Consider the following 26,493-nt stretch of genomic DNA (forward strand, 5'->3'; position numbering starts at 1 on the left):
CGTTAATGTATCGAATGTGTCCTCCTACCTCTACCGCCTCGGCCGGCAGGTCGCGCGCCGAGCCAAGACCGTGCTGGCCCTCTGGCTCCTGCTCGCTGTGCTGCTGGGCGTGCTGACGGTCTCGCTCGGCGGCAAGCTGCAGAACGACTTCACGATCCCGGGGACGGAGTCCCAACAGGGCCTGGACGCGCTCACCCAGCGCTTCCCCGAGGTCTCCGGGACCTCGGCGCAGTTGGTCTTCGTGGCTCCCGAGGGGGAGAGGATCGAGGACCACCGCGCGGAGGTCCGGGCGGTGCTTGCGGAGGTCGAGAAGGTGGGCCATGTCGCGACGGTCACCGACCCGCTGGCGTCGGAGAGCCGGACGGTGAGCGAAGACGGCCGCGACGCGCTGGCGACGGTGCAGCTCGACCGCGGTCTCGACGAGCTCCCCGAGGGCGTGACCTCGGATCTCGAAGAAGCTGCGGAACTGCCCGAGGGGTCTTCGCTGGAGCTCCACGTCGGCGGGGATGCGTACTCCGTCACCGGGGTGCACGTCAGCGCGACCGAGGGGATCGGGATCCTGATCGCCCTGCTGGTCCTGGCGATCACGTTCGGGTCGCTGCTGGCCGCCGGCCTGCCGATCCTGACCGCGCTGCTCGGGGTGGCGATCGCGATGGCGGGGATCTTCTCGGTCGCCGCGGTCACCACGATCTCGGCCACGACCCCGACCCTGGCGCTGATGATCGGGCTCGCGGTCGGCATCGACTACGCGCTGTTCGTGATCGCCCGCCACCGCAGCCAGCTCGCCACCGGTCTCGGGGTGGAGGAGTCGATCGCCCGGGCGGTCGCGACTGCGGGGAGCGCGGTCATCTTCGCAGGTGTCACGGTCATCATTGCGCTGTGCGGCCTCGTGGTCGCGGGCATCCCGTTCCTGGCGGTGATGGGGTACGCAGCAGCCTCGGCCGTCCTGGTCGCGGTGCTCGTCGCACTCACCGCCGTGCCGGCTCTGCTCTCGCTCGCGGGGGAGCGGTTGCGGCCGAAGCCTGGGTCTCGGGCCCATCGGCGTGAGGCTGTCGCGGAGGGGCGGCCTCACGCCACCACTCTCGGGGCGCGCTGGGTGCGGCTGGTGACCAAGGTGCCGGTCCTCGCCGTCGTGGTCTCGCTGCTGGTGATCGCCGTCCTGGCGATCCCCGCGCGCGACCTCGCACTGGGACTGAGCGACAACGGAAGCGCCGATCCGGGGAGCAGCCAGCGGGAGACGTACGACCTGATCAGCCGTGACTTCGGACCGGGCTACAACGCGCCGCTGTTCGTGACCGCGGACATCATCGACACCACCGACCCGATCGGGGTGATGGACTCTCTGGGCAAGTCGCTGGGGGCCTATGACGGTGTCCAGAAGGTCGCACTGGCAACTCCGAACCGGACCGCCGACCTCGGGCTCGTGGTGATCTACCCGACCACCGAGAAGAGCGATCCGGCGACCGCCGCGCTGGTCGAGGCGATCCGTGCGGACTCGGCTGACCTGGAGAAGCGGTTCGGGATCGAGGACGTGATGGTCACCGGGCAGACGGCGGTCGCCATCGACGTCAGCGACCGCCTCTCCGGCGCGATCCTGCCGTTCGGCGCTGTCGTCGTCGGGCTGTCGCTGATCCTGCTGACGATCGTGTTCCGATCGATCGCGGTCCCGTTGAAGGCGACGCTGGGCTATGTCCTGTCGGTGGCGGCATCGTTCGGCGTCGTCGCCGCGGTCTTCGAGTGGGGCTGGGGCGCCGACCTGTTCAACGTCGCCAAGGTCGGCCCGGTGATCGCGTTCTTCCCGATCATCCTGATGGGCGTGCTCTTCGGTCTCGCGATGGACTACGAGGTGTTCCTGGTCTCCCGGATGCGCGAGGACTTCGTCCACACCGGTGACGCGCGGCGCTCCGTCGACACCGGGTTCACCGCCAGCGCGCGCGTCGTCACCGCCGCGGCGATCATCATGATCGCCGTCTTCGCGGCCTTCGTCCCCAACGGGGACCCGATCGTGAAACCGATGGCGCTCGGTCTCACCGTGGGTGTGCTCATCGATGCGTTCCTGGTGCGGATGACGCTGGTGCCGGCGGTGCTCGCCCTGCTCGGGCCCCGGGCCTGGTGGCTGCCACGCTGGCTGGATCGCCGGATGCCGGTACTCGACATCGAGGGCGAGGCGCTCGTCCACCATCTCGAGCACGCCGACTTCGTGGACTCGCACGGCGAGGTCACGGTTCGGGCGTGGCACGTCGCGGTCGCCGGTGCGCTCGCTCCGCTCGACCTGACGCTTCGCCCCGCCGGGATCGGCGTCGTCCACGGGTCCGATCCCGTGGCGCGCTCTGCTGCGCTCGCGGCACTCACCGGCCGGCTCGGGTTCTCCGGGCAGCTGGTGGTGCTCGACCGGCTGCTGCCGGAGGAGTCCGGAGCGGTACGTGCCCGGGCGGCCCTCGTCGGCAGCGTCGCCGAGGCGCTTCGGCTCGCCGAGGACCGGCGGGTGCCGGTGCTGGTCGCGATCGACAGCCCCGTCCCGCTCGACAGCGGCCAGATAGCTGCCCTGTCCGCGCTGACCTCGCGAGGCGCCACGGTGCTTCTCGGGATGCCGTCATTGCCCGCCGTGCCACAGGTAGCGGATGCGATCGCTCGCGCCGTGCCGCCTGCCGACACCCAACCTCAGACCGAGCTCGCTGACGCCGTTGCTCCGGTCGCCGACCTGGAGACAGTCCGATGAAACGTACGAAATCATGGTGGGGCGGCCGGCGTCTGGTCGCCGCCGCGATCCTGTTGCCGGTCGTGGTGACGGCGCTCGCGCTCGTCGCGCTCAGCGACCGGGCCGAGAACCTCGACCAGATCCCCGCCGCCGTGGTCAACCTCGACGAGCCGGTGACGACGGGCAGCGGGAAGAACAAGCAGACGATCTACGCCGGGAGAGCGCTGGCCGCCGATCTGGTCTCCTCCTCGGAGTCGACGAGCCCCACGCTCGGCTGGGAGCTCACCGACGAGGAGGATGCGCGCTCTGGCTATGCCGATGGGACGTACGCCGCGGTGATCACGATCCCGGAGGATCTGTCCAAGACTCTGTCCGGGGTGCAGGGGAGCGACCCCAGCGCCGGCCGGGTGGGCGTGGAGGCGTCCGAGGTCTCGAGCGAGGTGACCGCCGAGATCGCACGGCAGGTCGCGCGGCAGTCGGCATCGACCCTGGGGCGTACGGTCACCACGACCTATCTCGACGGGGTTCGCGACCAGACCGGGAAGCTCAAGTCCAGCCTGACTTCGGCCGCCGACGGTGCCGACCAGCTCGCCGACGGCACCTCTGCCGCCGACTCGGGTGCGGGAAAGGTCGCCGACGGCGCCAGGTCGCTCAGCTCCGGTGCCTCCGGGGCGGCCGACGGCGCCGCGCAGGTCGCGGGCGGGGTCGACTCGCTCGCGGGTGGTCTCGGGCGCCTCGAGAGCGGGGCGGACTCGTTGACGAGGGGCGCAGGGAAGGCGTCGAAGGGTGCCTCCTCGCTGGCCGCCGGAGCCGACTCGCTCGCTGGTGGTCTCGATCGGCTCGAGAGGTCGACCGCGGAGCTCCCGTCGCAGGCCTCGGCACTCGCGACCGGCGCCGCGCAGGTCTCGGAGGGAGTGGACGGCTACACCCAGCTCGCCAAGGGCTGGGCGCAGGCGTGCGCGAGCGACCCGCTGCTGGCGGCATCCAAGCCGCAGCTGTGCGGTGCCACCGGCGCGGCGGTCGGTCCCGGCGGTGGCCAGGCCGACCAGCTCGCCGGCGGAGCGGCTTCGGTCGCCTCAGGAGCATCGGCGTTGTCGCAGGCGGCTCCCGAGCTGACCGGAGGGATCTCGACGGCGGCGGACGGGGCAGAGAAGGTCGCGTCCGGGGCGTCGCAGGTCGCCGACGCCAACGCCCGGCTCGCTGCCGGGGCGCGTGAGCTCGAGGGCGGTCTCGGCAAGGCGGGCGACGGCGCCTCCTCGCTGGCCTCCGGTGCCGACCGGCTCGCCTCCGGGACGAAGCAGCTCGAGAACGGGTCGGCGTCGCTGGCCTCGGGTGCTGACGATCTGTCTGCCGGGACCTCCTCGCTGAGCGAGGGTGCGTCCTCGTTGGCTTCCGGGCTCGACGAAGGTGCCTCGCAGATCGCGGTCCCGGATGAGAAGCAGGCCGAGGTCGTCGCCGACCCGGTGCAGGTCTCGGTCGCCTCCGGGCCGTCCATCTCGGGAGCGACGCGACTGGCGCCGGCGGTGATCGCGCTGGCGCTGTGGCTGGGTGCGTTCGCGATCTATCTGCTGCGTTCGGCCTTCCCGGTCAGGCGGCTTCGGGAGGCGCTCCCGGCTCGTCGCCTCGCGTTGCTCGGCCTGTGGCCCGCCGTGGCTGTCGGGCTGGTGCAGGCGGTGCTCATCGTCGTCGTGATCGGTGCGCTCGGCGCCGACCTCGCCCGGCCTGTCGCCACGGCTGGGACCGCGGCGCTCGCTGCGACCGTGTTCGTCGCGGTGCACCAGGCTGCGGTCGCGCTCGCCGGTCAGCGTCGGGGCTGGCTGATCTCGCTGGCCTTCCTCGCTCTGCAGCTGGTCTCGCTCGGCGGACTGCTCCCGGTGGCCACGGCACCGGGGCCGCTGGACGCGCTCGTGAGCATCCTGCCGGTCCCGCTCGCTGCCGAGGCGCTGCGCGGGGTCGCCGTCGCGCAGAGCGGATCGGCGGTGGGTGCTTCGCTCGCCGGCCTGGTGCTGTGGCTCCTGCTGGCGCTCGCGGTCAGCGTCTTTGCGGCCGGGCGCGCGCAGCGTACGTCGGTGGCGGAGGTCCGCGGGGCGGCTGTCGCTGGTTGAGCGGTGCCGGTGTGGAGCGCTTGGTAACACGTCGTTCGTAGGACTATCCGGTCGCTATAAAAGGCGAGTAGACCTACGAACGACGTGTTACAGCTCGGAGCGGCGGCTCAGAGCGAGGTGTCGTGCAGCACGATGTGCTCGTCGAGCGGGGCGCGGCCGATGTCGACGCGGTTCACCGAGGCGTCGAGGTCGGCGGTGCCGAAGGAGATGCCGTAGAGCAGCTTGAGGTCGGCCGGCAGGCCGAGGTGGGCGCGGACGGTGTCGGCGAAGAGGCCGTGCATGCCCTGGGGGACGCCGTGGTAGCCGCGGGCGGTGAGGGAGAGCAGGAAGTTCTGGGCGTACATGCCGACATCGTTGGCGGCGCGTACGACATCGCCGAGCTGAGGCACGAAGAGCAGTGCCACGTGGGGCGCGCCGTAGAAGCGAAGGTTCTCGGCGACGGCCTTGGCACGTCCGTCCTGGTCATCCCGGGCGATGCCGAGGGCGCCGTAGAGGGTGGCCCCGGCGTGCTGTGAGCGCTGGACGTGGACGCTGTCGTCGTCCCCGTACGTCGTGGTGAAGTCGGGGGTCATCTGGCCGGCCTCGAACGCCTTCAGCATCGCCTCGCTGAGGCGGTCGCGGGCGTCACCGGAGAAGACATGGACCTCCCAGGGCTGGGTGTTGCTGTGCGACGGGGCGCGCTGGGCGTCCTCGAGCACCCCACGGATGTCGTCGGCGGGCACCGGGTCGGGCAGGAAGGCCCGCGCGGAGCGGCGGGATCGGATCACGTCCGTGAAGGTGTCGACGGCGGTCGTGCTCACAAGAATGGTTCCTCTCAGGTCTGCCGGGCCGGGCGGCCTCGGTCCACTCCTTGCGCAATGCGGAGGGACTCTCCGGTATTCCTCGAAGAGTGCGAAGGTGGCCGACCCCACAGTCCTGGGTCCTACCCGGTTCGGGTGATACCCAGGGATCGGACGGAGGCCTTTACCGCGGCGCGACGAAGACTCGAGGTCCGATCTATCCGAGGGGGGAACCCATGATCCGAAAGCTCGTCTGCGCGGTCGCGGCGGGGGTCGCCGCGGCGGCGCTCTGGTCGATGCCGGCCACGTCTGCACCTCTGTTGCGGCTATCCGGCGCGATCTTCACCACCGACGTCTCCGGCGCGCCCGTCAACCTCAACCACTACGCCGCCAAACAGGACGTCTATCTCAACGGTGGCCCCGGCATCAACGCGCCCGATGACGCGGCCGGCCTGCCTGCCGGGATCTACGCGTTCCAGGTGACCGATCCGTCCGGCAAGACGCTGCTCTCCACCGATCCAGTCGCCTGCCGCCTGGTCGAGGTCGACGCCAGTGGCCGCTTCGTCAGTGTCGCGCCGAGCGGTGGCTGCGCTCACGCGGCCGGCAGCGACGCGGAGGATGCCGGCATCACCGTGCAGCTGTTCCCCTTCCTCGACACCCCGAACAACGGTGGCGAGTACAAGGTCTGGCTGACGCCGTACGCCGCGCTCGACTCGACCGCTCCGGGCAACCGGCACGGTTTCGTCCCGGCTGACAGCAAGACCGACAACTTCAAGGTCAAGGCGCGGGCGATCGTCGAGATCGACACCCGGTTCTCACGCCACGGCGGGCCGTTCATCGACGGTCTGGCTGCGGAGTGGACCGACACCCTGGGTGCGCACAACATGAAGTACTCCGAGTACAACCCCGCGGTCCTCGCGTTCCACGAGGCGCACGTCGAGGCTGCCGAAGCGGGTCTGCACAAGATCACCGTGACCGACCAGGCCGGCTGCGAGATCGACGACGTCCACTACGCCGGGAAGACCTTCCTCCCCGACGCGAACGGCTCGGTCACCGTCCCGGTGCAGGTCAAGAAGCACATGAACGGCGACCACACCTACTGGGTGGACGTGCACTGCGTCTGAGGCGCAGCGTCCGACTCTCTGGACCGGTCATCGCGACCATCAACCTAGCATTTGCTTGGTAGGCGCTCTAGACTGCCGCACATGGCAGTCGAGATCGACTTCAGCGGCAAGGTGGTCGCGGTGACCGGCGGCGCGCGTGGAGTGGGCGCCGGGGTCGTCGAGCGGTTCCTCGAGGCCGGCGCAGAGGTGGAGATCTGTGGGCGCTCCGAGCCCGAGGAGCTCCCCGTCGCGGACGGGCGCAAGCCGGTGTTCTCCCAGGTCGACGTGCGGGACCCTGAGCAGGTCGCGGCGTGGATCGCCGCGATCACAGGGCGGCTCGGGCAGCTCGACGTGGTCGTCAACAACGCCGGTGGCGCGCCCTACGCCGACTTCGCGACCGCGTCCCCGCGCTTCCACGAGAAGATCTCCGCGATCAACTTTCTGGCCACCGCCTACGTCTGCCAGGCGGCGTACGACGCCCTGAAGGCCTCGCGCGGGTCCATCGTCAACATCAGCTCGATCTCGGCGCGGCGCCCCAGCCCCGGCACCGCGGTCTACGGGGCCGCCAAGGCGGCGGTCGAGAGCCTGACCGGGTCGATCGCGGTGGAATGGGCGCCCGACGTACGCGTCAACGCCATCTCCTGCGGGATCGTCGCCACGCCGGGGTCCGAGGACCACTACGGCAGCCCTGAGCAGCGGGCGGCGGTGGCCGCGACCATCCCGCGCGGGGTCTTTGCGACCCCCGAGGAGGTCGGGGACGCCTGCCTGATGCTCGCGTCACCGCTCGCTGCGCACATCACCGGCGCGGTCCTCGCCGTCGACGGCGGCGGGGAGTGGCCCGCCTTCCTCCAGCACACCCCCAACTCCTGAGGAGAAACCGTGCCCGAAGCAGTCATCGTCTCGGCCGCCCGCTCACCGATCGGCCGTGCCTTCAAAGGGTCGCTGAAGGACCTGCGTCCCGACGAGCTTGCCGAGCAGATCGTACGCAGCGCGCTCGACGCGGTTCCGGAGTTGGACCCGACGCGGATCGACGACCTGATGATGGGCTGCGCTCAGCCTGCGGGGGAGCAGGGCTACAACATCGGCCGGGTCGTCGGCGTACGCCTGGGCCTGGACGCCGTTCCCGGCACCACCGTCCACCGCTACTGCGCATCGTCATTGCAGACCACTCGGATGGCCTTCCACGCGATCCGCGCCGGCGAAGGGGATGCCTTCGTCTCCGCAGGCGTGGAGTGCGTGTCCCGCTACGAGCGCGGCAAGGCTGACGGGATGCCGGACACCAAGGCCGAGGAGTTCCTCGAGGCAGGCGAGCGCGGTGCCGCCCGGGTGGCCGCGGGCGAGGCCTGGACCGATCCGCGCGAGGCCGGCGATCTGCCCGACTACCACCTGGCGATGGGCGAGACCGCCGAGAACGTCGCCGAGATGTGCGGCGTCACGCGGGAGGCCCAGGACGAGTGGGGCGTACGTTCCCAGAACCGCGCCGAGGCCGCCGCCGCCCGGGGCTTCTGGAAGCAGGACATCACGCCGGTGACGCTGCCGTCAGGTGAGGTCGTCTCCACCGACGACGGGCCGCGGGCCGGGGTGACGCTGGAGAAGGTCGCCGGCCTCAAGCCGGTCTTCCGCGAGAACGGCACCATCACCGCCGGTAACTGCTGCCCCCTGAATGACGGCGCGGCCGCGCTGGTCATCATGAGCGACGTACGCGCCGCCGAGCTCGGGATCACGCCGCTGGCCCGGATCGTGTCGACCGGGGTCTCCGGGCTCTCGCCCGAGATCATGGGGCTCGGGCCGGTCGAGGCGTCCCGCCAGGCGCTCGCTCGCGCCGGGCTAGCTGCCGACGACATCGACCTGGTTGAGATGAACGAGGCCTTTGCCGCCCAGGTGCTGCCCAGCATCGCCCAGATCGGTCTCGACCCCGAGCGGGTCAACGTCAACGGGGGCGCGATCGCCCTCGGTCACCCCTTCGGCTCCACCGGAGCGCGTCTCACGACCACGCTCCTCCACGGGCTCCAGGAGACGGGCGGCCGCTACGGCCTGGAGACCATGTGCGCTGCCGGCGGCCAGGGCATGGCCATGGTCATCGAGCGGCTCTGAGCCCCGCTGGTCTCGACACGCCTCCGCCCAGGGGCTCCGGCGGCTCGACCAACGGGGTCAGGCGCTCCGGCGCCCCAGGTGGATGACGGCAACCGTGATGTGGCGCTCCTCGATCACGTAGACGATGCGGTAGCGGCCGACACGGAGGCGGTAGCGATCCTTGCCCCACGCATAGGCGCCCACGTCACGAGGGGTCTCGGCCAGGGTGTCGATGGTGTCGAAGACCTGGATCAGGCCGATGGGGTCGTCGTCGACGTACGCCTCGGCCGACCGCAACGCCTCGTCGGCCCAGACGACTTGGTAGGTCACCGGCAGGTCACTGGCCGACGGGGCGGTCGAGGCCGAGGGCACGGCGAGCCTCGGTGTGCGGGGTGTAGCTGACCTCGCCGAGCTCGCGGCGCAGGGAGTAGCGCGCGATGGCGAGATCGTCCTCGAGGTCCTCGATGCGCCGGTCGTGGTCGTTGAGGTACGCACGGATGGCCTCGCGGGCGATCTCCTGCTTGGAACGGTTCTCCGTCCGCGCGCGGTCGGACAGCAGCCGGTCGTCGGCCTCGCTGAGTCGCAGAGTCATTGCCATGGACCCAGGGTAACCGGAGGTGGTATCACGCGGTATCGTTCGCTCGTCGGAAACGTTGAGGTTCACCTGGGGGAAAGTCCAACATGTCGCTGACCGCGCTCTATCTGCTCGTCGCACTCGGAGCGGGGCTGGTCGCGATGTTCCTCAGGCTCCCGCCGCTGGTCGGCTTCCTGGCCGCCGGGTTCGGGCTGCATGCCGCCGGCGTCGGCGATCTGGAGGGGCTGGAGACGCTGGCCGACCTCGGCGTCACGCTGCTCCTGTTCGGCATCGGCCTCAAGCTCGACGTCCGATCGCTGCTCCGGCCCGACGTCTGGCTGAGCACCTTCGCCCACCTGGGCTTCAGCATGATCATCGGGGTGGGGCTGTTGGCCGGCATCGCGCCGCTCGGCTTCGCGCTCCTCACCGACGCCGACCTCGGCGAGATGGCGCTGATCGCCTTCGTCCTCTCGTTCTCCTCGACCGTCTTCGCGATCAAGGTCCTCGACGAGCGTCACGACAACAACACCCTCTACGGCCGGATCGCCATCGGTGTGCTGATCATGCAGGACATCGTCGCGGTGGCGTTCCTGACCATCTCCAAGGGCCACTGGCCCTCGCCGTGGGTCTTCGCGCTGGTGCTGCTCCTCCCCGGCGCCTGGCTGGCTCACCGGATGTGGGACCGGATCACCTCCACCGAGCTGACCGCGCTCTTCGGCCTGGCGATGGCGCTCGTGCCGGGCTACTGGCTCTTCGAGGCCGTCGGGCTCAAGGGCGACCTCGGGGCCCTGGTGATCGGCGTACTCCTCGGGTCGCACGTCAATGCGCCGGCGCTGACCAAGGTGCTGTTCAGCATCAAGGAGCTCCTGCTCATCGCGTTCTTCCTGAGCATCGGGCTGACCGGGGTGCCATCGCTCGAGGACCTCGCGCTCGCCGCTGTGCTGCAGATCCTCCTGCCGCTCCAGGCCGCCGCCTACATCGTGATCTTCGCGTTCATGGGGCTGCGCTACCGCACCGCGACCCTGGCCTCGTTCACGCTGACCAACTACTCCGAGTTCGGGTTGATCGTGATCGTCATCGCCTCCGCGACCGGGATGGCGTCGGTCGAGTGGCAGACCGTCCTCGCAGTGGCCACCTCGCTCTCGTTCCTGGTGGGCGCGCTCTTCAACGCGTATGCCGCGAGGTTCATCAACCTGCTCAACCGGGTGCTGCCGGAGCGAACGACTGCGCGGCTCCAAGAGGCAGACCGGCCGATCAACCTCGACGGCGCCAAGGCGCTGGTGGTCGGCATGGGCCGGGTGGGACGTACGACCTACGAGAAGCTGTGCGAGACCCAGGACTACCAGGTGCTGGGGATCGAGCACGACTCGCTGCGGGCCGACTCGCTCAAGGCGGAGGGCTTCGCTGTCGTCGAGGCCGACGCGACCGACCAGGACTTCTGGGAGCGCGTCAAGAAGGGTGCCGGCATGGAGCTGGTCGTCCTCACGATGCCCTTCCACGGCGACAACCTGCTCGCCATGGATCTGCTCGACAAGCTCGGCTTCGAAGGCACCGTGGCTGCCATCGCCATGCGCCCCGAGGAGCGCGACGAGCTCAAGAAGCGCGGCGCCCACGCCGTGCTGAACCTGTACGCCTCCGCCGGCTCCGACCTCGCGGACAAGGCGCTCCGGGTCAACCAGGAGCGTCGGGCAACGCCGTAGCGTCCGAGAACGTACGAGGGCCCGGGGCGTCACCGCCCCGGGCCCTCACCGTCTGCCGGTCTGCCGGTCTGCCGGTCTGCCGGTCTGCTGGTCAGCCGAGCAGGTCGTAGCCCGTCGACACCTCGCCGAGGTAGGTGCGGGTCACGCTCGTGCCGCCGGTTCCGCGCTGGAAGGCGTAGAGGTAGCCACCCGAACGGGCGAGCAGGTCGCCACCGGCGCCACCGCGCAGGTCCCGGACGCCGAGAACCGCGTTGTAGCCGGAGAGGTTGACCGACAGGGTCCGGTAGGAGACCAGGCCGCCGGGCCCGTTGCTCTCGTGGACGACCAGGGACTTGCCGTTGACGAAGAGCACGTCCGGGGTGTTGCCGGAGTTCCAGCGGCCGACCCCGACCAGACGGGTGCCGGAGGCGGAGGAACGCATCACGATCGCGGCGCCGACCCTGCTGGTGCCCTTGCCCGGCCAGAGCTTGATCCGCCCGTCGGAGGTGCGGCCCATCACGTCGGGGTAGCCGTCTCCGGTGACGTCGCCGACGGCATCGAGCACGCCGACCGAGCCCAGCCCGCTGCCGATCACGACGCCGCTGGAGAAGCCGCCGCTGCCGTTGCCGCGGTAGAGCCGCAGAGTGCCGTCGGAGAGCTTGGCGAGGAGGTCGCCCTTGCCGTCGCGGTTCCAGTCGCCGGCGTTCATCAGGATCCTGGCCGAGGTGAGCCGCAGTCCGGAGTAGATCGGCCTGGCGAGGTTGAGACGACCGTTGTTGGGCTTGACATAGAGCGTCGAGCCGGTCTTCATCATCAGGTCGGGCAGGCGGTTGCCGGTGAGGTTGGCAGCCCCGAGGAGGGTGCGGTTCACCCCGGCGTACGGGCCCAGCGGCTTGCCGAAGCCCGAGCCGCGGGCGGGGTAGACCCAGCCGCGCCCGGACCTGTCGCGACCGATCAGGTCGCCGCGGCCGTCGCCGGTGAAGTCGCCGTAGCCGCTGATCTGGACCAGCGACGACCACGACGGGCTGCGGGCGGGGAGGCGTACGGCGGTGGTGAAGGTGCCACGGCCGGTGCCCTTGATGTAGTAGAGCGCCCCGGACTTGCGGCCGATCAGGTCGCGCCTGCCGTCGCGGTTGACGTCTCCGGTCGCGGCCAGGAGCCCGAACCCGCTGAGCGAACGGGTGGTCGTCTTCCGCTCGAAGCCGCCGCGGCCGTTGCCCAGGAAGCGGACGAGCTTGCCTGACGACGACTTGCCGACGAGGTCGTTGTGCCGCGTGCCACCGATGTTGCCGACCGCGGTGATCAGCGATACGCCCCGGAACTTGGTGTAGGGGAGGTTCTTGTAGACCGGCGCGAAGGTGCCGTTGCCGCGCCCCTTGCGGATGCCCGCCGAGCCGTTCCTGCGGACCAGGATCAGGTCGGCCTTGCCGTCGCCGGTGATGTCCGGGGTGACGACCTGGGCGCGGACCGTGCTGCCGAAGGTCGTCGACTTCTTCGTGCTGTTGAAGCCGGCGAACCCGCCCGTACGCATCGTGAACACCTTGCCGTCGGACTTCCGTCGCGCGACGAGGTCGGAGTGGCTCGTGCCGGCGATGTTGGACTCCAGGTCGCGTCCGGACCAGCTCTTCTGGAGGCTGGCGGCCAGCGTACGGATCGCGGGGATCTTGGCGTAGAGGTTGGCGCCGGGGCACAGGGTCTGGCCCGCGTCGCGGTGGCCCTTGATCGCGTGCGAGAACGTCGTGCTGCCGATCTTGACGTTGGTGGCTCCGGCGCTGACGCCGTGGAGGGAGAGCTTCCAGGCGTAAAGAGCGCCGTAGGCCTGGATCAGCTCGGGGGTCGGCTGGGCGGTCTCGAAGTTTCCGAGCGCGGACGCGGCGAAGCTGTCGGTGTTGTAGCCGGAGGTGTGGGCTCCCTCGACCGGCCTCGCGACGCCGCCGTTGCGGCCCTCCCAGATGCGGCCGAACTTGTCGATGAAGAAGTTGTAGCCGACGTCGCGCCAGCGGTTGGTCTGTACGTGGTAGGCGTAGATCCCCCGGATGATCCCCGGGACGTCGGCCGCGGTGTAGTCGTTGGTGCCGGCGGTGTGGTGGACGAAGCCGCCGCGGATCGTGCGGTAGGTCGGCGCGACCTGCTCGCGGAGCGACTCGTCGGCACCCCACTGGGCGCGGCTGTAGATCCTCGGGCTGGGGGTGTAGGTGGTGGCCGCGAGCTCGAGGTCGGCGTCTGTCTTCTTCTTGTGGGTCGACGGGGCCTTGGCCGTGCCCTCGCCGGTGTCGATCTGCGGGAGCTCCTCGACGGTGTCGGCAGGCTTGCCGGGCTCGATGACGGCGAGGTCGAGGTCTTCGGGGATGTCGGCCTCTTCCGGGACGACGATCCGGGTCTGGACCTTGTCGACGTGACCGACGAGGAACTCGCGAGTGCCCTCGCGGCTCCCCTTCGCCTCGGCGCTGCCCGCGTCGGGGCCGTGCTCGTCGGGGTGGACCTCCATCGGCCGCCACTTCGACCACTCGCCGTCGGTCTTGGTGCGGACCTTGGCCTTCAAGGTGTCATGGTCGACGTCGCTGTCCGGGGACCAGGTCATGCCGACCACGCCGAAACCGGTGACGTCCTGGGGGACGCTGGTGAGGACGGTCCGGCGCGGCTCGGTCACCAGCGTGGTGCCGCCGGTCTTCTCGCCGGTCTTGTTGGTCAGGTCGATCTCGTCGACGTGGGCCTCCACCGGGCCGTCCGGGAGCGTCGCCGGCTTCGACGAGGCCGCCTCGAAGGCGGCCAAGGAGCCGGTCGTGCTCGCACCGGGCGTGGTGAGGTCGACGTCGAACATGGTCGGCAGCGCGATCGCGGTGGCAGCGCCGACGACGAGGATGGTGCCTGAGATGGACGCGATCTTGGCGCGTCGGGGCATCGAAGCCTCCGTGGGGGAAGTAAAGATGGGCTCCGGAAACCTACACCCTGCCCCGGACGGTGTCGCACCAATTTCGGGGTTGTCTCGAGCTGTCGCGCAGATCGGTCTTGATGACGCGACCGACCGCCGCGAGATTGCCTGTTGTCGTCGTCCTCCACCGCATGGGCGGCCACAGCGATAGCCTCGTGCCGTGGCTCACTCCAACGATGCCGGCGGCTACGACGAACGCGAGCGGGCACAGACCACGGCGGCCGCGAAGGTCGGCACCGACGGATGGAAGCACCGGGCACCGTGATCGCGGAGTTCCAATCCCAGCGTCCGCGGCTTCTGGCGATCGCCTACCGGCTGCTCGGATCGATGGCTGACGCCGAGGACATCGTCCAGGACGCGTTCGTGCGGTGGCAGCGAGTCGATCGGACAGTGATCGACAGTCCTGCGGCATGGCTCACCCGGGTGACCACCAACCTGGCTCTCAACCTGCTCGACTCCGCCGAACGCCGCCATCGGGAGCCGGCTGCGGCGTTGCCCGAACCCGTCGTGACAGAGGGTGGGCCGCTGGGACCACTGGAGTCGGTCGCCGCACGCGAGTCCATCTCCTTCGGTGTGCTGGTGCTGATGGAGCGTCTGCCATCGGCAGAACGTGCCGTCTTCGTCCTGCATCAGGCCTTCGGTTATAGCCATCGCGAGATCGCGGAGCTGCTGGGTAGCACCGAGGAGGCAAGCCGTCAACGGCTGCGCCGGGCTCGAGGAAGGCTGCGGGACGGGGACGGTCGTCGGTCCGAGCCAGCCGATCCGGAACACGTACGACGTCTGTCGGAGTCCTTTCTGCGCGCCGCGCAGGCGGGCGACATGGAGCAGCTGCACCTGGTGCTCTCGGCGGACGTGACCTCCATCGCCGACGGGGGTGGGGCGGTCGGCACGGCGCGCTTCCCGATTGTCGGTGTGGACAAGGTCGCGCGCTACTGGGCCGGACTCGGTCGGCGCCCAGAAAGCGTTGTCGTCGTCTTCATGCCCGTAGAACTGAACGGCACGCCAGCGCTGATCGTCTCCATGGACGGCGCTCCGATCGCGGCAGTGCTGTTCGCTGTCACTGATCGCATCGACAGCATCTGGCTGATCGTGGACCCGGAGAAGCTGCGCCGCCTGCCGGCCACGGCGTGACCGAATTCGTTCTGGCAGCGAGATTCGGTCACGTTCCGTGGCGCTGTCCGGTTCAGGTCACGTACCCGAGCAGGAAGAGGAAACGGATGCGTGAGCTGACTGACATCGTGATCATTGGAGCAGGCTACGGCGGCATGTACGCCGCACGGTCGCTGCGGCGCCGCCTGCGGGGGCGGGCACGCATCACCGTGATCAACCGATCAGAAGATTTCGTCGAGCGGATCCGGTTGCACCAGTACGCCACAGGTCAACACCTTCGTGAGGTATCGCTGGCCAGCACACTTGCCGGGACCGGCACCCGCCTGGTCATCGGCGAGGTGACCGCAATCGACCGGGCGGCACAGCGGATCATCGTGCACACCGGAGAATCGATCGCCTACGACAGGCTGATCATCGCCACCGGGAGCTTCGGGACTCGACCCGCCGGCACTCACGGGGTGGCAGCGATGACCGAGGCCGAAGTTCTCCGCCGGAGGCTCGAGGAGCTCGACGGGGGCCGGGTCGCCGTGGTCGGCGGCGGTCTCACCGGGATCGAGATGGCAACCGAGCTGGCAGAGCAGCGACCCGATCTTCGGGTGCAGCTGATCACTGCAGACCGGTTGGCTCATGACTTGTCACAGATGGCGCAACGTCATCTGCGCGGGACGTTGCGCCGACTTCGGATCGAGCTGACCGAGGAAACCGAGGTGAGGGCAGAAGACGCCGGCTGGCAGCTTCGAACTCCATCGGACGTGCGGGGCCTGAACGCCGACGTGATCGTCTGGACGACGGGATTCCTCGCCTCGCCGCTGGCTGCCGAGGCCGGACTGTCCACCGACGACACCGGTCGAGTGCTGGTCGACGATCACCTGCGATCGGTCACCGACCCGCGCATCGCGGCGATCGGGGACGCTGCGGCTGTGCTGACCGTCGACCAAGCACCGGCCCGGATGAGCTGCCAGACCACGGTGCCGATGGGGGTGACGGTGGCCGCCGATGTCGCACGGGAGATTGGCGGTGCGTCCCGTCGCCGGTACCGGGCTCGCTTCGTCTGGCGCAACATCAGTCTCGGCAGGAACGATGCCATCACCCAGTTCAGTCGCTTCGACGACCGGCCGCTGCCGGTGGCGCTCGTAGGCCGACCGGCGGTGCTCTTCAAGGAGCTGATCAGCGCCAGCGTGGCGCGAACGGCGACAACGCAGGCCCTGCGCTCGTCGAAGAACGAGAACGTTGCATCCGGGCTGAGTTGATCCCGCGACGAGGGCACGCACCCAGAACCCTCGCTGCCAGCCGACTGTCTCGTGATTCGGGCCGCTTGACGCATCAGGTCGCTGGCGCGACATGCACCCAGTGCGAACCGCAACGACGCCTAGCCTGCTGCGGACAGGGCGCGGGCTGCGGTGTCTTACTGTTTGGGTTACCGCGAGGTTTCGCGCAGATCGGTCTTGAGGACCTTGCCGCTGGCGTTGCGCGGAAGGCTGTCGACCAGGACGTACGCCCGCGGCTGCTTGTAGTTGGCGAGTCGGTCCTTGAGCCAGGCGTCGATCGCATCGGCGGTCAGGCCGTCGCGTACGACGACGAAGGCCTTGCCCACCTGACCGAGGCGTGCGTCCGGGACGCCGATGACCGCGGCCTCGACGACGCCGGGGTGATCGGCAAGAGCGTTCTCGACCTCGGCGGGATAGACGTTGAAGCCGCCGACGGTGAACATGTCCTTGATGCGGTCGGTGATCTTCAGGCAGCCGTGCTCGTCCAGGAAGCCGACGTCGCCGGTGTGGAGCCAGCCGTCCTCGTCGATCGCCTCGGCGGTGGCATCGGGATTCTCGAAGTAGCCGAGCATGACGTTGTCGCCGCGGAGCCAGACCTCGCCGTCCTCGCCCGGCTCCGCGTCCTCGCCGGTGGCGGTGACGGTGCGGATCTCCACGCCCTCGACCGCGGGTCCGACCACCTTGGCCACGTGCTCGGGGTCCTCGCCGGGACGGGTGGTGGTGGCGACCAGGCACTCGGTGAGGCCGTAGGCGCCCTTGACCTCGTCGATCCCGAGGACGTCGCGCATGTCGGCGAAGAGGCTCTCCGGCACGCTCGCGGCCCCGGCGATCGCGAAGCGCAGCGAGGAGAGGTCGTACGCCTTCAGGTCGGGGTGGTTGATGAGTGTGGTGAAGATGGTGGGAGCGCCCGGGAGGACCGTGACCTGCTCGTCCTGGATCAGCTTCAGCGCCCGCTCGGGGTCGTAGGTCGCGATCGGGTAGATCGTCGCGCCCGAGGTGAAGGCCGCGAGGAACCCTGCCTTGTAGCCGAAGCCGTGGAAGAACGGGTTGACGATGGCGTAGCGGTCCTGCGGGGTGAGCTTGGCGCCTCGCGCCCAGACGTCGGCGACGCCGATCGTCTGGCGCTGGGCGCTCATCACGCCCTTCGGCTTCCCGGTCGTGCCGGAGGTGAACAGCAGGTCGGCGAGGGTGTCGGGGGTGACCGTCGACCTGGCGCCCTCGAGCCGTTCGTCGGAGATCTCCTGACCGTTGGCGAGGAACTCGTCCCAGCCGATGGCCGAGTCGGCGCCTGAGCCCGTCTGTCCGGCGAGGTCGACGATCGTGAGCAGGTGCTCCGGGAGCGGGCCGGCGTCGTGGAGCATCTGGACGTAGTCGGTGCCGAGGAAGCCGTTGACGGTGACCAGCGCGGTGGCCCTGGACCGCTCGAGGATCTCGCGGGCCTCGTGCCCCCGGTAGCGGGTGTTCAGCGGCACCACGGTGGCCCCGATCGTCTGCGCGCCGAGGACCGCGACCGGGAACTCCCAGCGGTTGGGCGCCCAGATGGCGACGCGGTCGCCGCTGCGTACACCGCCGGCCAGGAAGGCGCGCGCAGCCCTGTCCGTCGCGTCGGCGAGCTCGGTGTAGGTGAGCGTCGTGAGGCCGTCGACGATCGCCGGGTGGTCGGCGTAGGTCTGCTTGGCCCTCTCGATCAGGGCGGGGATCGTGCGCGGGGTCATCCTGCCAAGCGTAGTTGAGCAACTGCTTGTTTGGTAGGCTTCGTCCATGACTGACACGGGGGTTGTGCCGCGAAGGCGGGGGACGGCGTCGGGCTCGTCGCGACGAGCCGAGTTGCTCACGCTGGCGGCCGAGATGTTCGCGACCAAGGGGTTCGCCCAGACGACCGTACGTGACATCGCCGATGCCGCCGGGATCCTGTCCGGCTCGCTCTACCACCACTTCCGCTCCAAGGAAGCGATGCTGACCGAGCTGCTCTCCGGCTTTCTCGACGGGCTCAACGCGCGCTTCACCGAGATCGTCGAGAGCGGGGTCGACCCAAAGGCCGACCTGGACGGGCTCATCACCGAGTCGTTCCGGACGATCCACAACGAACGGCTCGCCGTCGCGCTCTACCAGAACGAGGCGTCCTTCCTGGCGACCGTCGACGGCTTCGAGTTCGTCGCCGAGCGCTCGCGTGACAACGAGGCCCTGTGGATCCGGGTCATCGAGGCCGGCCAAGCCTCCGGCGTCTTCCAGGACTCGCTCGACCCGGCGCTGACCTACCGGTTCATCCGGGACGGCGTCTGGTCCACCGTCTCCTGGTATCGCCCCGGTGGTCGTCACACCCCCGACACCCTCGCGGAGCAGTATCTGAGACTGCTCCACGCCGGCATCCTCGCCTGACGCCGAGTCGGCTCGTTCTAACCCCAGAACTCGCCGAGTCGGCTCGTCATGACGGGCCGACTCGGCACCGATCTCGGTGAGGACGAGCCGACTCGGCGGTAGGAGGTCTTTTACGGGACCTCTTTGAAGCGGAGGCCCTTGGGGTCTTCTGCCTCGATGATCTTCAGCTCGTCGGGGGTGGGCTCGCGGGTCACAGGTGCGCTGGTGGCGTCGATCGGGAAACCGGTGGCCTCCTGGAGCTCTTCGGGGGTGACGCCGGGGTGGATCGAGTTGACCTTGATCAGCCCCGACTCGTCGTAGCCGAAGACGGCGAGGTTGGTGACGACGACGCCGAGGTCGTGGAATCGCCCGGCCGCCCCGGTGGCGCGGTCGTTGCCGACGCCGCTGGCGACGTCGACGCTGTCGACGAAGATCCGGGCGGAGTGCTTGGCGACCCAGTAGTCGACGCGGTGGTTGACGGTGTTGCCCGGGGCGCCGCGTACGCCGATCAGCTGCCGCTTCGGCTGACGCCAGTCGCCGATTGAGGAGATGTTCTGGTTGCCATGGCGGTCGATCTGGCTGGCGCCCATCATCGAGTGCCGGCGGCCGCTGGCGACGATGTCGAAGATCGTGCGGAACGGCACCCAGGCCTCCGGGGTGCCGCCGGCCGACGCGGTCTTCAGCAGCGGGGGAGCCTCGGACATCATGAACGCCTCACCGTCGCTGAGCGCGAGCTCGGGGGTGTGGGTGGCCTTGGCCAGACGTACGCCGATGGCCGGGACGATCCCGACGGCATGGGCGAGCACCTCGCCGGAGTCCTTGAAGGCGTCGGAGACGGCGGCGACACAGACGTCGGCCCGGGTCGCGGTCAGGGTGGTCACTTGTTGTCTCCCTCGTTCGTGAACGTCTCGACTGCGGCCTGGTAGGTGGGCTCGTCCCCGGAGAGGAACCGGGACTCGAAGGCGGCCCAGTCCTCGTCGGACTTGGCTGCCGCGGCGTACGCCTTCTGGAACGCCTCGTCGCGGCCGTAGTCCGGTTCGCAGAGCGTGAAGTGGGCGCCGCCGGGGGTCTCGACGACGTGGTTCACGAAGATCCGTGGGACCAGGAGCGTCTGGGGCGGGGCCTTGACGGTGAGGTCTGCGGTCGAGACGACCTGCTCGACGGACATGATCGTGGTGTCGGCGGCCATCGCGAAGAGGTCGTCGAAATAAGGATCGGGGCCGAGGTACTGCCCGTTGCCCGCGGCGTCCGCGCGGCTGAGATGGATGAGCGAGACGTCGAGGCGGAGGCCGGGGACGGCGACGTACTCCTCGTCGTCATAGGGCGACTTCACCGTCTTCAGGTCGGGGTTCATCATGAGTACGTCGCTGCCGAGCCCGGCGCGGATCGGCTGGAACGAGAGCCGGTTGGCGCCCGCCTTCAGCCCGGCCACGAACATGCCCTCGTCGTACTCGCTCGTCTCCGGGATCTCGCCGCGCTCGCGGGCGCGGGTGAAGTTGGGGTCGAGCGGGATCGAGTCGAGCGACACGAAGCCGTAGACGAGCTTGCGGATCTTGCCGGCGCGGGCGAGGAGCCCGACGTCGGGGCCGCCGAAGGCGACCACGGTCAGGTCGGTGATGTCGCTGCGCAGTATCTCGCGCACCAGCGCCATCGGCTTGCGGCGCGAGCCCCAGCCGCCGATCCCGATCGTCATGCCGGACTCGAGCTTGCTGGTCACCTCGCTCAGCGGCAGGGTCTTGTCGATCATCGGGCTCCCTCGATGGTGGTGGGGTCGATTGCTGCCGCGCGCCGGTGCTCGGCCGCCCGGCCGAAGAGCTGGGCGGTGGCGTGGGCGCGCTTGAAGTAGAGGTGGGCGTCGTGCTCCCAGGTGATGGCCACACCGCCGTGGAGCTGGACCATCTCGGCTGCGACCTGTGAGAACGCGTCGCTGCACCAGGACTTGGCCGCCGATGCGCGTACGCACTGGTCGGGCTGCCCCACGGACCAGGCCGCCGCCCAGGACATCGTGCGGGCGGTCTCGGTCTGGACCAGCATGTCGGCGCACCGATGCTTGAGTGCCTGGAACGAGCCGAGCGGGCGGCCGAACTGGTGGCGCTCCTTCAGATAGGCGACCGTGATCTCGAGCGCCCGTGCGGCGGCGCCGGCCTGGAGGGCGGTCATCGCGGTCGCGCCGACGGCGTCGATGCTGCTCGGGTCGGCGGTGCCGACCGAGGTCGCCTTCGCCCTGTCGTAGCGGACCCTGCCGAAGCGGAGCGTCTGGTCGAGACCGTCGACGGGCGTGATCTCGGCGTCGGTGACCTCGAGCAGCTCGTCGCCGTCGAGCGCGAGCACGATCTCGGCGTCGGGAGCATCCAGGACGAGGTCGGCGTCGAGGACGAGCGCCGCGGTCGTGCCCGCCGCGATCTGCGGGAGGAGCCGCCGCTTGGCCTCGTCGCTGCCGCCGATCAGGAGCGCCTCGGTGGCGAGCAGCACCCCCAGGAGCGGTGACGGGGTGAGTCCGGCGCCCAGCTCCTCGAGCACGAGGTGGGCCTCCAGATAGGTGCAGCCGGCCCCGTCGTACTCCTCCGGGATCGCCAACGCCGCCACCCCGATCTGCGCGATGAGCGTCTGCCACAGGGTGGTGTCGTAGCCTTCGGGCGTGACCATCGCGGCGCGCAGATCCATCGAGGTCGCGCGCTTGGCGACCAGCGTACGTACCGTCGCGACCAGGTCGGACTGCTCCTCGGTGAGCGCGAACCTCATCAGACGCCCTCCCCGACGGTCGCGACCAGCGACTCGAGGATCCGGGCGCGGTGCTCGGCCGGGGTGCCCCACGCGCCGACCAGCGCGCGGACCTTGAGGATCCACAGGCTCAGGTCGAACTCGCGGGTGTAGCCGATCGCCCCGTGGACCTGGAGCGCGGTGCGTGAGGCGAGGTACGCAGCGTCGCCGGCCGCCACCTTGGCGGCCGAGACCGAGCGGGCCGCCGCCGGCGCTCCTGCCTCGAGCTCGACGGCCGCGTTGTGCACCAGCGGCGCCGCGAAGTCCAGGGCGACGCGTACGTCGGCGAGCAGGTGTTTGACCGCCTGCTGAGCCCCGATCGGCTTGCCGAACTGGTGGCGCTGCTTGGCGTACGCGACGGTGTCGTGGAGCAGCCTGCTGCCGGCTCCGAGGAGTTGGGCACTGCAGGCCAGAGTTCCGAGATCCAGGGGCTGACGTGTGTCGACGGTTGCGATCTGCTCGGTTGGAGTGAGGTCGAAGAGGTGTCGTGTCGCATCGACGGATTCATGTCGGTCACCAGGCTCAGCGCGGTGCAGCGCGGAGGTGGTCGTGAGCACGAAAACGTGGTCGGCGACGTCCGCATCGAGTGCCCTAGGCGTCATCAGCTGGACTGCCAGCGTGGCGACGTTCTCGCCCGAGGCGACCCCGGCGAGCAGCTTGGCCTCGTCGGCCTGTGTCAGCAACCCCGGAAGGACCGCGACGGACTCGACCCAGGGGCCAGGAGCCCCGTGATAGCCGAGCCGCTCGAACGCGACAGTGAGGTCGACGGGGGACGCACCCGACCCGTCATACTCCTCGGGCACGAGCAATCCCGCGACCCCCAGTTCTGCAAGGCGCTGCCACAACGACAGTCCGAGCGCAGGGTTCCCATCGGTCCACGAACGTGCCACGGCCGGAATGTCGGCAGCCCCCAGCAGATCATCGAGGGCGTCCGCGAACGCCGTCTGTTCCGGCGTACGTCCGAAACGCATGTGCCCCTCCTTGTGTGACTGCTGCATAGCGAGGCTACCAAGCAAATGCTTGGTCGTCGAGGAGTTGCCCGAAAAGGATCGGAGCGCCACCTGCGGGTTGCAAGTGGCGCTCCGACGGCATCGTCAGCGAGGATCGACGAGAACGCGGCGTGAAGCTGGTGCGTACCTCGTCGTTCCGGCGTACTTGACGATCCAGTACCCCTTGGCCTTCACCCGGATCGACGTGCGGTACGTCCCGGTCGAGGTGGTGGTGAGCGTGCGCTTCAGCACGGGTCCGGCTGTGCCCGCGGGGTCGAAGTAGATCTTCACCGTCGTCCGTGCAAGAGGTCGCCAGCGCGGGCCTACCGAGGTCTTCTTGACGGCCTTCAGGTCGCCGGTGAACGTGACCCGTGTGCCGCGTATAGGCGTCTTGGTGGACGCGTTGATCCTCGCCAAGGTCGCCTGCCTGGTGGTCACCAGCGCCTCGGACGGGGCGTATGAGGCCGACCCGGGATAGCGGGCGACCCAACGGCCAGGCGTGGTGACGGCGGCAGAGTAGGAGTAAGCCCCCGACGTGTTCGTCTTCACGGTCGCTCGGTATTGCGGTCCTGCCGTTCCGGCCGGATCGAAGTAGAGCTTCACGCCCAGGCCGGCGACCGGCCGCCAGGCGGGAGCCCAGGTGGCTGAGGCGAGGTTGACTGCTTTGACCGTGCCGCCGATCCGGTGCCGGACGCTCGTGGTCGAAGCCGGGGGAGTTGCCCGAATGCTGGTCGCCGTCATCTTCTTCACGGCGATGGAGCCGACTGCAGTGCCGTTGAGGCTGATCGCATAGGTCCCCGGCGGAGCCGTGCCGTCGATCCAGATCGTCCCCCGGGCGGTGTACTTGTCGATGGTGTGGATGAGGTTCGGGCCGAACTTGTCACCGAAGCCCACCTTGCGCGGCGAGAAGGACGTCTCGACGGTGCCGGACAGCTGCTCCCAGTTCCAGCCGCCGATGTACTCGACATCGATGGGCAGGGCTACCGGCTTGGTGCCTACGGTGACGCTGCGCGGCGTGAAGACGCGGGCTCTGACACTGCCCTCTCCGACCTTGATCGCGACGGTCTTCTCCCGATAGCCCGTGCCGGAGTGCACTCGGATGTCCTCGGCCAAGGTGGCCGTGATCTCGGTCGCCGAGCCGGAGTACTCGGCGCTGATGACGCCGCTCGATGCCGCCGTGAAGCTCGTGGAGAAGGTACCTGTCGACGAGGAAGTCACGGTCGCGATCTTGCGCTTCGCCGCGGAGCCGGTGGGGTCGAGGTAGATGTCAACGGCGCGGTCGACCGCCGCCGCGTAGCCGGATCCGTCATCGGTAGTCGTGATCGAGCCGAAGACCTTCACGGTCCTTCCGGACGGAGCGATTCGCGGGGCGACATTCATCTCCATACGTACGTCGCGCTTGAGCCCGAACTCGACCGCCTGAGGCGCGTCGAGGCGTATCTCGTGCTCCTGCCCGTCCTTGGTGACGATGACGTGCTGGTTCAAGGTGAGGGAAAACCGGCCGTCGGTGTTGTAGAGCACGCCACGGGCACGTGTGCGGCTGCTGTTGACGGGAGCCAGTCTCCAGTCCGAGAGAGTTGACGCCTCGTCAACTCGGGCGATTGAGATCGTCGGCCGCTTGCCCGACTCATCCATGAACCGGATGGCCGTGCCGTTGTGCTCGTAGTGCACGTCGACGACGACGTTCTCCGCCGTTGCGTTCCACCACCCGCGAGCGTTGGCGGTCGCGTCCTGGACGCGGATTCTCGCCGTCACGACGGCGTCGCCGTCGGTGAACTCCCGGGTGACCTCGTTGATGACGGGGGCTGCCTTGGCGCGGTCCGGGGATAACGAGACGAGGCCCACGCCTGCAGCGAGTGCGAGTACGACGAGACCACTGAGGACACGGAGCGTTCTCAACTTGCCACCGCCTTGCTCGCGGAAGACGCCGCCCAGTTCGTGGATCCGGCGAAGGCGAACGACCAGGTCCCCTTGCCCTTCTTGGGAACGACGACATCGAAGGTTCCGTTTGCCGACACATAGATGCTGCGCAGCAACGCCTTGGGCCTGGTGCCTGCGGGGTCGAAGTAGATCCGAACCACCTCGCCGGGGATCGCCTGGGTGTTGCCGTACGCGCCGGGGGCCTCGAGAGTCCCGGAGAACCAGATGGACTTCGTCGTGGCTGCACTCGAGAGTTTGACCACGGTTTTGGTCCTCACGCTGAAGGACCCGACCTTGACGTTGCCGAAGGTGAAGTCGTCGTACGCCGCCCCGCCCTCGTCGAAGTGCGCCCTCACACGGGCGACTTCCACGAACACCTCGTACTTCCCAGTGAGAGTCGGGGCCGGGCCACGGTTGGGCATCATGGGCACGTTGATCCGTGTCGTGCCGGCGCCGGACGGTGCGGAGACCTGGGCGGAGGTGGCCCCCGGTCCGTTGCCATCGGTCTGTTCAACCCGCAGTTCCACCATGTTGCTGGTGAACTCGAGCCGATCAGCCGTCGTCGACCACGTCACGTCGACCGGGACGGTGGTCGATGTCGCATTGCTGAGAGTGACTGTCGACGGAATCCTGGCCGACACAGTGACTGTCGTGTCCAGCGACTTCGCGGTTTGCTGGTTGGTGCCTATCTGCCAGGTCGCAGCCGGCGTGGAACCGGCTGTGCCGGCCACCAGTACCAAGCCCGCAAGCACGCCGAGGAGGCGCGTGGGGGTGATTCTCATGAAGGTGTTGCTCCGAGTGTGTGCCCGAGCCCGGTAGGTCCGGGTGCACGGATGCTGCCATACCCCGGCCGGTGTGGAGGGGCGATTCGTTCACGAACGCCCCTCGTCTGAGCAACAGTTCGCTAGCCGAGCCGGGGGAGGCCCAGGATCCGCTCGGCGACGATGTTGCGCTGGATCTGGTTGGTGCCGGCGTAGATCGGGCCGCCGAGGGAGAACAGATAACCGTCTGACCAGAGCGAAGGTAGCTCCGCGTCCGGGCCGAGAAGGTCGAGCGCGGTCTCGTGGAGGTCCACATCGAGCTCGGACCAGAAGAGCTTGTTGACCGAACCTTCCGCGCCGACCGAGCCGCCGGCCTCGACCCGCGTCACGGTGTCCCAGGTGTAGAGGCGGTAGGCCTCGGCACGGATCCAGGCGTCGACAACCCGGTCGTTGGCATGGGGCTGCGGGGCGTCGGCGTGTAACGAGACCAGCCGCGCCGCCGCCGCCATGAACCGCCCGGGCGACCGCAGGGAGAGGCCTCGCTCGTTGCCCGCGGTCGACATCGCGACCTTCCAGCCGTCGCCGACGCCACCGAGCACGTCCTCATCGGGCACGAAGACGTCGTCGAAGAAGATCTCCGCGAATCCGGGGGTGCCGTCGATCTGGTCGATCGGGCGGACGGTGACGCCGTCGGCGGCGAGGTCGAAGAGGAAGTACGTCAGGCCTCGGTGTCTCTCGGCCACCGGATCCGAGCGGAAGAGGCCGAAGCCGCGGTCGGCGAAGGGCGCCCGGCTGCTCCAGGTCTTCTGCCCGTTGAGCCGCCAACCGCCCTCGACGCGCGTGGCGGTGGCTCGGAGCGAGGCCAGGTCGGAGCCCGCTTCGGGCTCGGACCATGCCTGCGCCCAGACGAGGGAGCCGTCGGTCATGTCGCGCAGGTAGCGCTCCTTCTGCGCCTCGGTCCCGTGGCCGAAGATGATCGGCGCGAGCAGCGAGATGCCGTTCTGGCTGATCCTGGTGGGTGCGCCGGCGAGGTAGTACTCCTCCTCGAAGATGACCCATTCGGTCAGCGACGCGTCTCGCCCGCCGTACGCCTCGGGCCAGGCGACCACGGACCAGCGGTCGGACGCCAGCGTGCGCTCCCACTCCCGGTGGGCCGCGGCGCCCTCGGCGGTGTCCATCGAGGGCAGCCGGCCGGGGTTGTTGGCCGCGAGCCAATCGCGTGCCTCGAGGCGGAACGCCTCCTCGGACTCGGTGAACTCCAGTGTGCTCATTGCACTCCTTGGTTGCTGTAACACGTCGTTCGTAGGTCTTTCCGGTCGTTCTAAAAGGCGAGTAGACCTACGAACGACGTGTTACACGGGGCGTTCCTCTGCCGAAGCAGGCT

21 protein-coding genes are annotated in these 26,493 nt (G+C 69.2%); 9 read left to right on the forward strand and 12 right to left on the reverse strand.

Annotated features, from left to right (window positions below; all coding sequences use genetic code 11):
- Positions 1-16 precede the first annotated feature (16 nt).
- Together ABZZ22_RS13060 and ABZZ22_RS13065 are read left to right on the forward strand one after the other, a co-directional pair.
- Positions 17-2,719: an MMPL family transporter gene (locus ABZZ22_RS13060; protein WP_354931741.1), complete on the forward strand. Its 2,703-nt coding sequence runs from the start codon at positions 17-19 to the stop codon at positions 2,717-2,719.
- Positions 2,716-4,803, forward strand: a complete 2,088-nt coding sequence (locus ABZZ22_RS13065) for a YhgE/Pip domain-containing protein (RefSeq protein ID WP_354931744.1) — start codon at positions 2,716-2,718, stop codon at positions 4,801-4,803. The genes ABZZ22_RS13060 and ABZZ22_RS13065 overlap by 4 nt, the downstream gene beginning before the upstream one ends.
- 107 nt (positions 4,804-4,910) lie before the next feature.
- Here ABZZ22_RS13065 and ABZZ22_RS13070 read toward each other — a convergent pair whose 3' ends face one another.
- On the reverse strand, positions 4,911-5,603 hold the full coding sequence (locus ABZZ22_RS13070) for a nitroreductase (protein ID WP_354931747.1): 693 nt from the start codon (positions 5,601-5,603) through the stop codon (positions 4,911-4,913).
- A 215-nt stretch (positions 5,604-5,818) separates the two neighbouring features.
- Here ABZZ22_RS13070 and ABZZ22_RS13075 point away from each other — a divergent pair, with 215 nt between their 5' ends.
- The 3 genes from ABZZ22_RS13075 (at position 5,819) to ABZZ22_RS13085 (ending at position 8,779) form a co-directional block, all read left to right on the forward strand.
- Positions 5,819-6,706, forward strand: coding sequence for a hypothetical protein (locus ABZZ22_RS13075; protein WP_354931750.1), 888 nt, complete (start codon positions 5,819-5,821; stop codon positions 6,704-6,706).
- Between the two features lie 81 nt (positions 6,707-6,787).
- Entirely contained in the window at positions 6,788-7,555 is a 768-nt protein-coding gene (locus ABZZ22_RS13080) for an SDR family oxidoreductase (protein WP_354931753.1), read from the forward strand.
- A 9-nt stretch (positions 7,556-7,564) separates the two neighbouring features.
- Entirely contained in the window at positions 7,565-8,779 is a 1,215-nt protein-coding gene (locus tag ABZZ22_RS13085; protein WP_354931756.1) for an acetyl-CoA C-acetyltransferase, read from the forward strand.
- Between the two features lie 57 nt (positions 8,780-8,836).
- Here ABZZ22_RS13085 and ABZZ22_RS13090 read toward each other — a convergent pair whose 3' ends face one another.
- Both ABZZ22_RS13090 and ABZZ22_RS13095 read right to left on the reverse strand, forming a co-directional pair.
- Positions 8,837-9,088, reverse strand: coding sequence for a type II toxin-antitoxin system RelE/ParE family toxin (locus ABZZ22_RS13090; RefSeq protein WP_354931759.1), 252 nt, complete (start codon positions 9,086-9,088; stop codon positions 8,837-8,839).
- Between the two features lie 7 nt (positions 9,089-9,095).
- Complete coding sequence (locus tag ABZZ22_RS13095) at positions 9,096-9,356, reverse strand: ribbon-helix-helix protein, CopG family (protein ID WP_354931762.1); 261 nt, start codon at positions 9,354-9,356, stop codon at positions 9,096-9,098.
- An 83-nt stretch (positions 9,357-9,439) separates the two neighbouring features.
- Between ABZZ22_RS13095 and ABZZ22_RS13100 the strand changes: the two genes are divergently transcribed.
- Positions 9,440-11,032 carry a cation:proton antiporter family protein gene (locus tag ABZZ22_RS13100; protein WP_354931765.1) on the forward strand — a complete coding sequence of 531 codons (1,593 nt, stop codon included), beginning with the start codon at positions 9,440-9,442 and terminating at the stop codon, positions 11,030-11,032.
- Positions 11,033-11,123: 91 nt separating this feature from the next.
- Here ABZZ22_RS13100 and ABZZ22_RS13105 read toward each other — a convergent pair whose 3' ends face one another.
- Positions 11,124-13,913, reverse strand: coding sequence for an FG-GAP-like repeat-containing protein (locus ABZZ22_RS13105; protein WP_354931768.1), 2,790 nt, complete (start codon positions 13,911-13,913; stop codon positions 11,124-11,126).
- Positions 13,914-14,204: 291 nt separating this feature from the next.
- On the opposite strand from ABZZ22_RS13105, the gene ABZZ22_RS13110 reads away from it, so the two are divergent.
- Both ABZZ22_RS13110 and ABZZ22_RS13115 read left to right on the forward strand, forming a co-directional pair.
- A complete protein-coding gene (locus ABZZ22_RS13110; RefSeq protein WP_354931771.1) occupies positions 14,205-15,074 on the forward strand; it encodes a sigma-70 family RNA polymerase sigma factor in 870 nt (289 codons plus the stop codon).
- Positions 15,075-15,160: 86 nt separating this feature from the next.
- Positions 15,161-16,303: an FAD-dependent oxidoreductase gene (locus ABZZ22_RS13115; protein WP_354931774.1), complete on the forward strand. Its 1,143-nt coding sequence runs from the start codon at positions 15,161-15,163 to the stop codon at positions 16,301-16,303.
- 167 nt (positions 16,304-16,470) lie between these two features.
- Here ABZZ22_RS13115 and ABZZ22_RS13120 read toward each other — a convergent pair whose 3' ends face one another.
- A complete protein-coding gene (locus ABZZ22_RS13120) occupies positions 16,471-18,036 on the reverse strand; it encodes an AMP-binding protein (RefSeq protein WP_354931777.1) in 1,566 nt (521 codons plus the stop codon).
- 46 nt (positions 18,037-18,082) lie between these two features.
- On the opposite strand from ABZZ22_RS13120, the gene ABZZ22_RS13125 reads away from it, so the two are divergent.
- The gene (locus ABZZ22_RS13125; protein ID WP_354931780.1) at positions 18,083-18,700 is read left to right on the forward strand and encodes a TetR/AcrR family transcriptional regulator; all 618 of its coding nucleotides are present in this window, start codon (positions 18,083-18,085) and stop codon (positions 18,698-18,700) included.
- A 110-nt stretch (positions 18,701-18,810) separates the two neighbouring features.
- Here ABZZ22_RS13125 and ABZZ22_RS13130 read toward each other — a convergent pair whose 3' ends face one another.
- The 7 genes from ABZZ22_RS13130 to ABZZ22_RS13160 form a co-directional block, all read right to left on the reverse strand.
- A complete protein-coding gene (locus tag ABZZ22_RS13130) occupies positions 18,811-19,560 on the reverse strand; it encodes a CoA-transferase (RefSeq protein WP_354931783.1) in 750 nt (249 codons plus the stop codon).
- On the reverse strand, positions 19,557-20,426 hold the full coding sequence (locus ABZZ22_RS13135) for a CoA-transferase (RefSeq protein WP_354931786.1): 870 nt from the start codon (positions 20,424-20,426) through the stop codon (positions 19,557-19,559). Before ABZZ22_RS13135 ends, ABZZ22_RS13130 begins: the two co-directional genes overlap by 4 nt.
- Positions 20,423-21,421 carry an acyl-CoA dehydrogenase family protein gene (locus ABZZ22_RS13140; RefSeq protein WP_354931789.1) on the reverse strand — a complete coding sequence of 333 codons (999 nt, stop codon included), beginning with the start codon at positions 21,419-21,421 and terminating at the stop codon, positions 20,423-20,425. Before ABZZ22_RS13140 ends, ABZZ22_RS13135 begins: the two co-directional genes overlap by 4 nt.
- Positions 21,421-22,410: an acyl-CoA dehydrogenase family protein gene (locus ABZZ22_RS13145; protein ID WP_354931792.1), complete on the reverse strand. Its 990-nt coding sequence runs from the start codon at positions 22,408-22,410 to the stop codon at positions 21,421-21,423. Before ABZZ22_RS13145 ends, ABZZ22_RS13140 begins: the two co-directional genes overlap by 1 nt.
- Before the next feature lie 123 nt (positions 22,411-22,533).
- Positions 22,534-24,327 carry a hypothetical protein gene (locus ABZZ22_RS13150; RefSeq protein WP_354931795.1) on the reverse strand — a complete coding sequence of 598 codons (1,794 nt, stop codon included), beginning with the start codon at positions 24,325-24,327 and terminating at the stop codon, positions 22,534-22,536.
- Positions 24,324-25,130: a hypothetical protein gene (locus ABZZ22_RS13155; RefSeq protein ID WP_354931798.1), complete on the reverse strand. Its 807-nt coding sequence runs from the start codon at positions 25,128-25,130 to the stop codon at positions 24,324-24,326. The genes ABZZ22_RS13150 and ABZZ22_RS13155 overlap by 4 nt, the downstream gene beginning before the upstream one ends.
- A 122-nt stretch (positions 25,131-25,252) precedes the next feature.
- Positions 25,253-26,380, reverse strand: coding sequence for an acyl-CoA dehydrogenase family protein (locus ABZZ22_RS13160; protein ID WP_354931801.1), 1,128 nt, complete (start codon positions 26,378-26,380; stop codon positions 25,253-25,255).
- Positions 26,381-26,493: the final 113 nt, after the last annotated feature.

The organism is Nocardioides sp. NPDC006273 (assembly GCF_040613495.1).
GTDB lineage: Bacteria > Actinomycetota > Actinomycetes > Propionibacteriales > Nocardioidaceae > Nocardioides.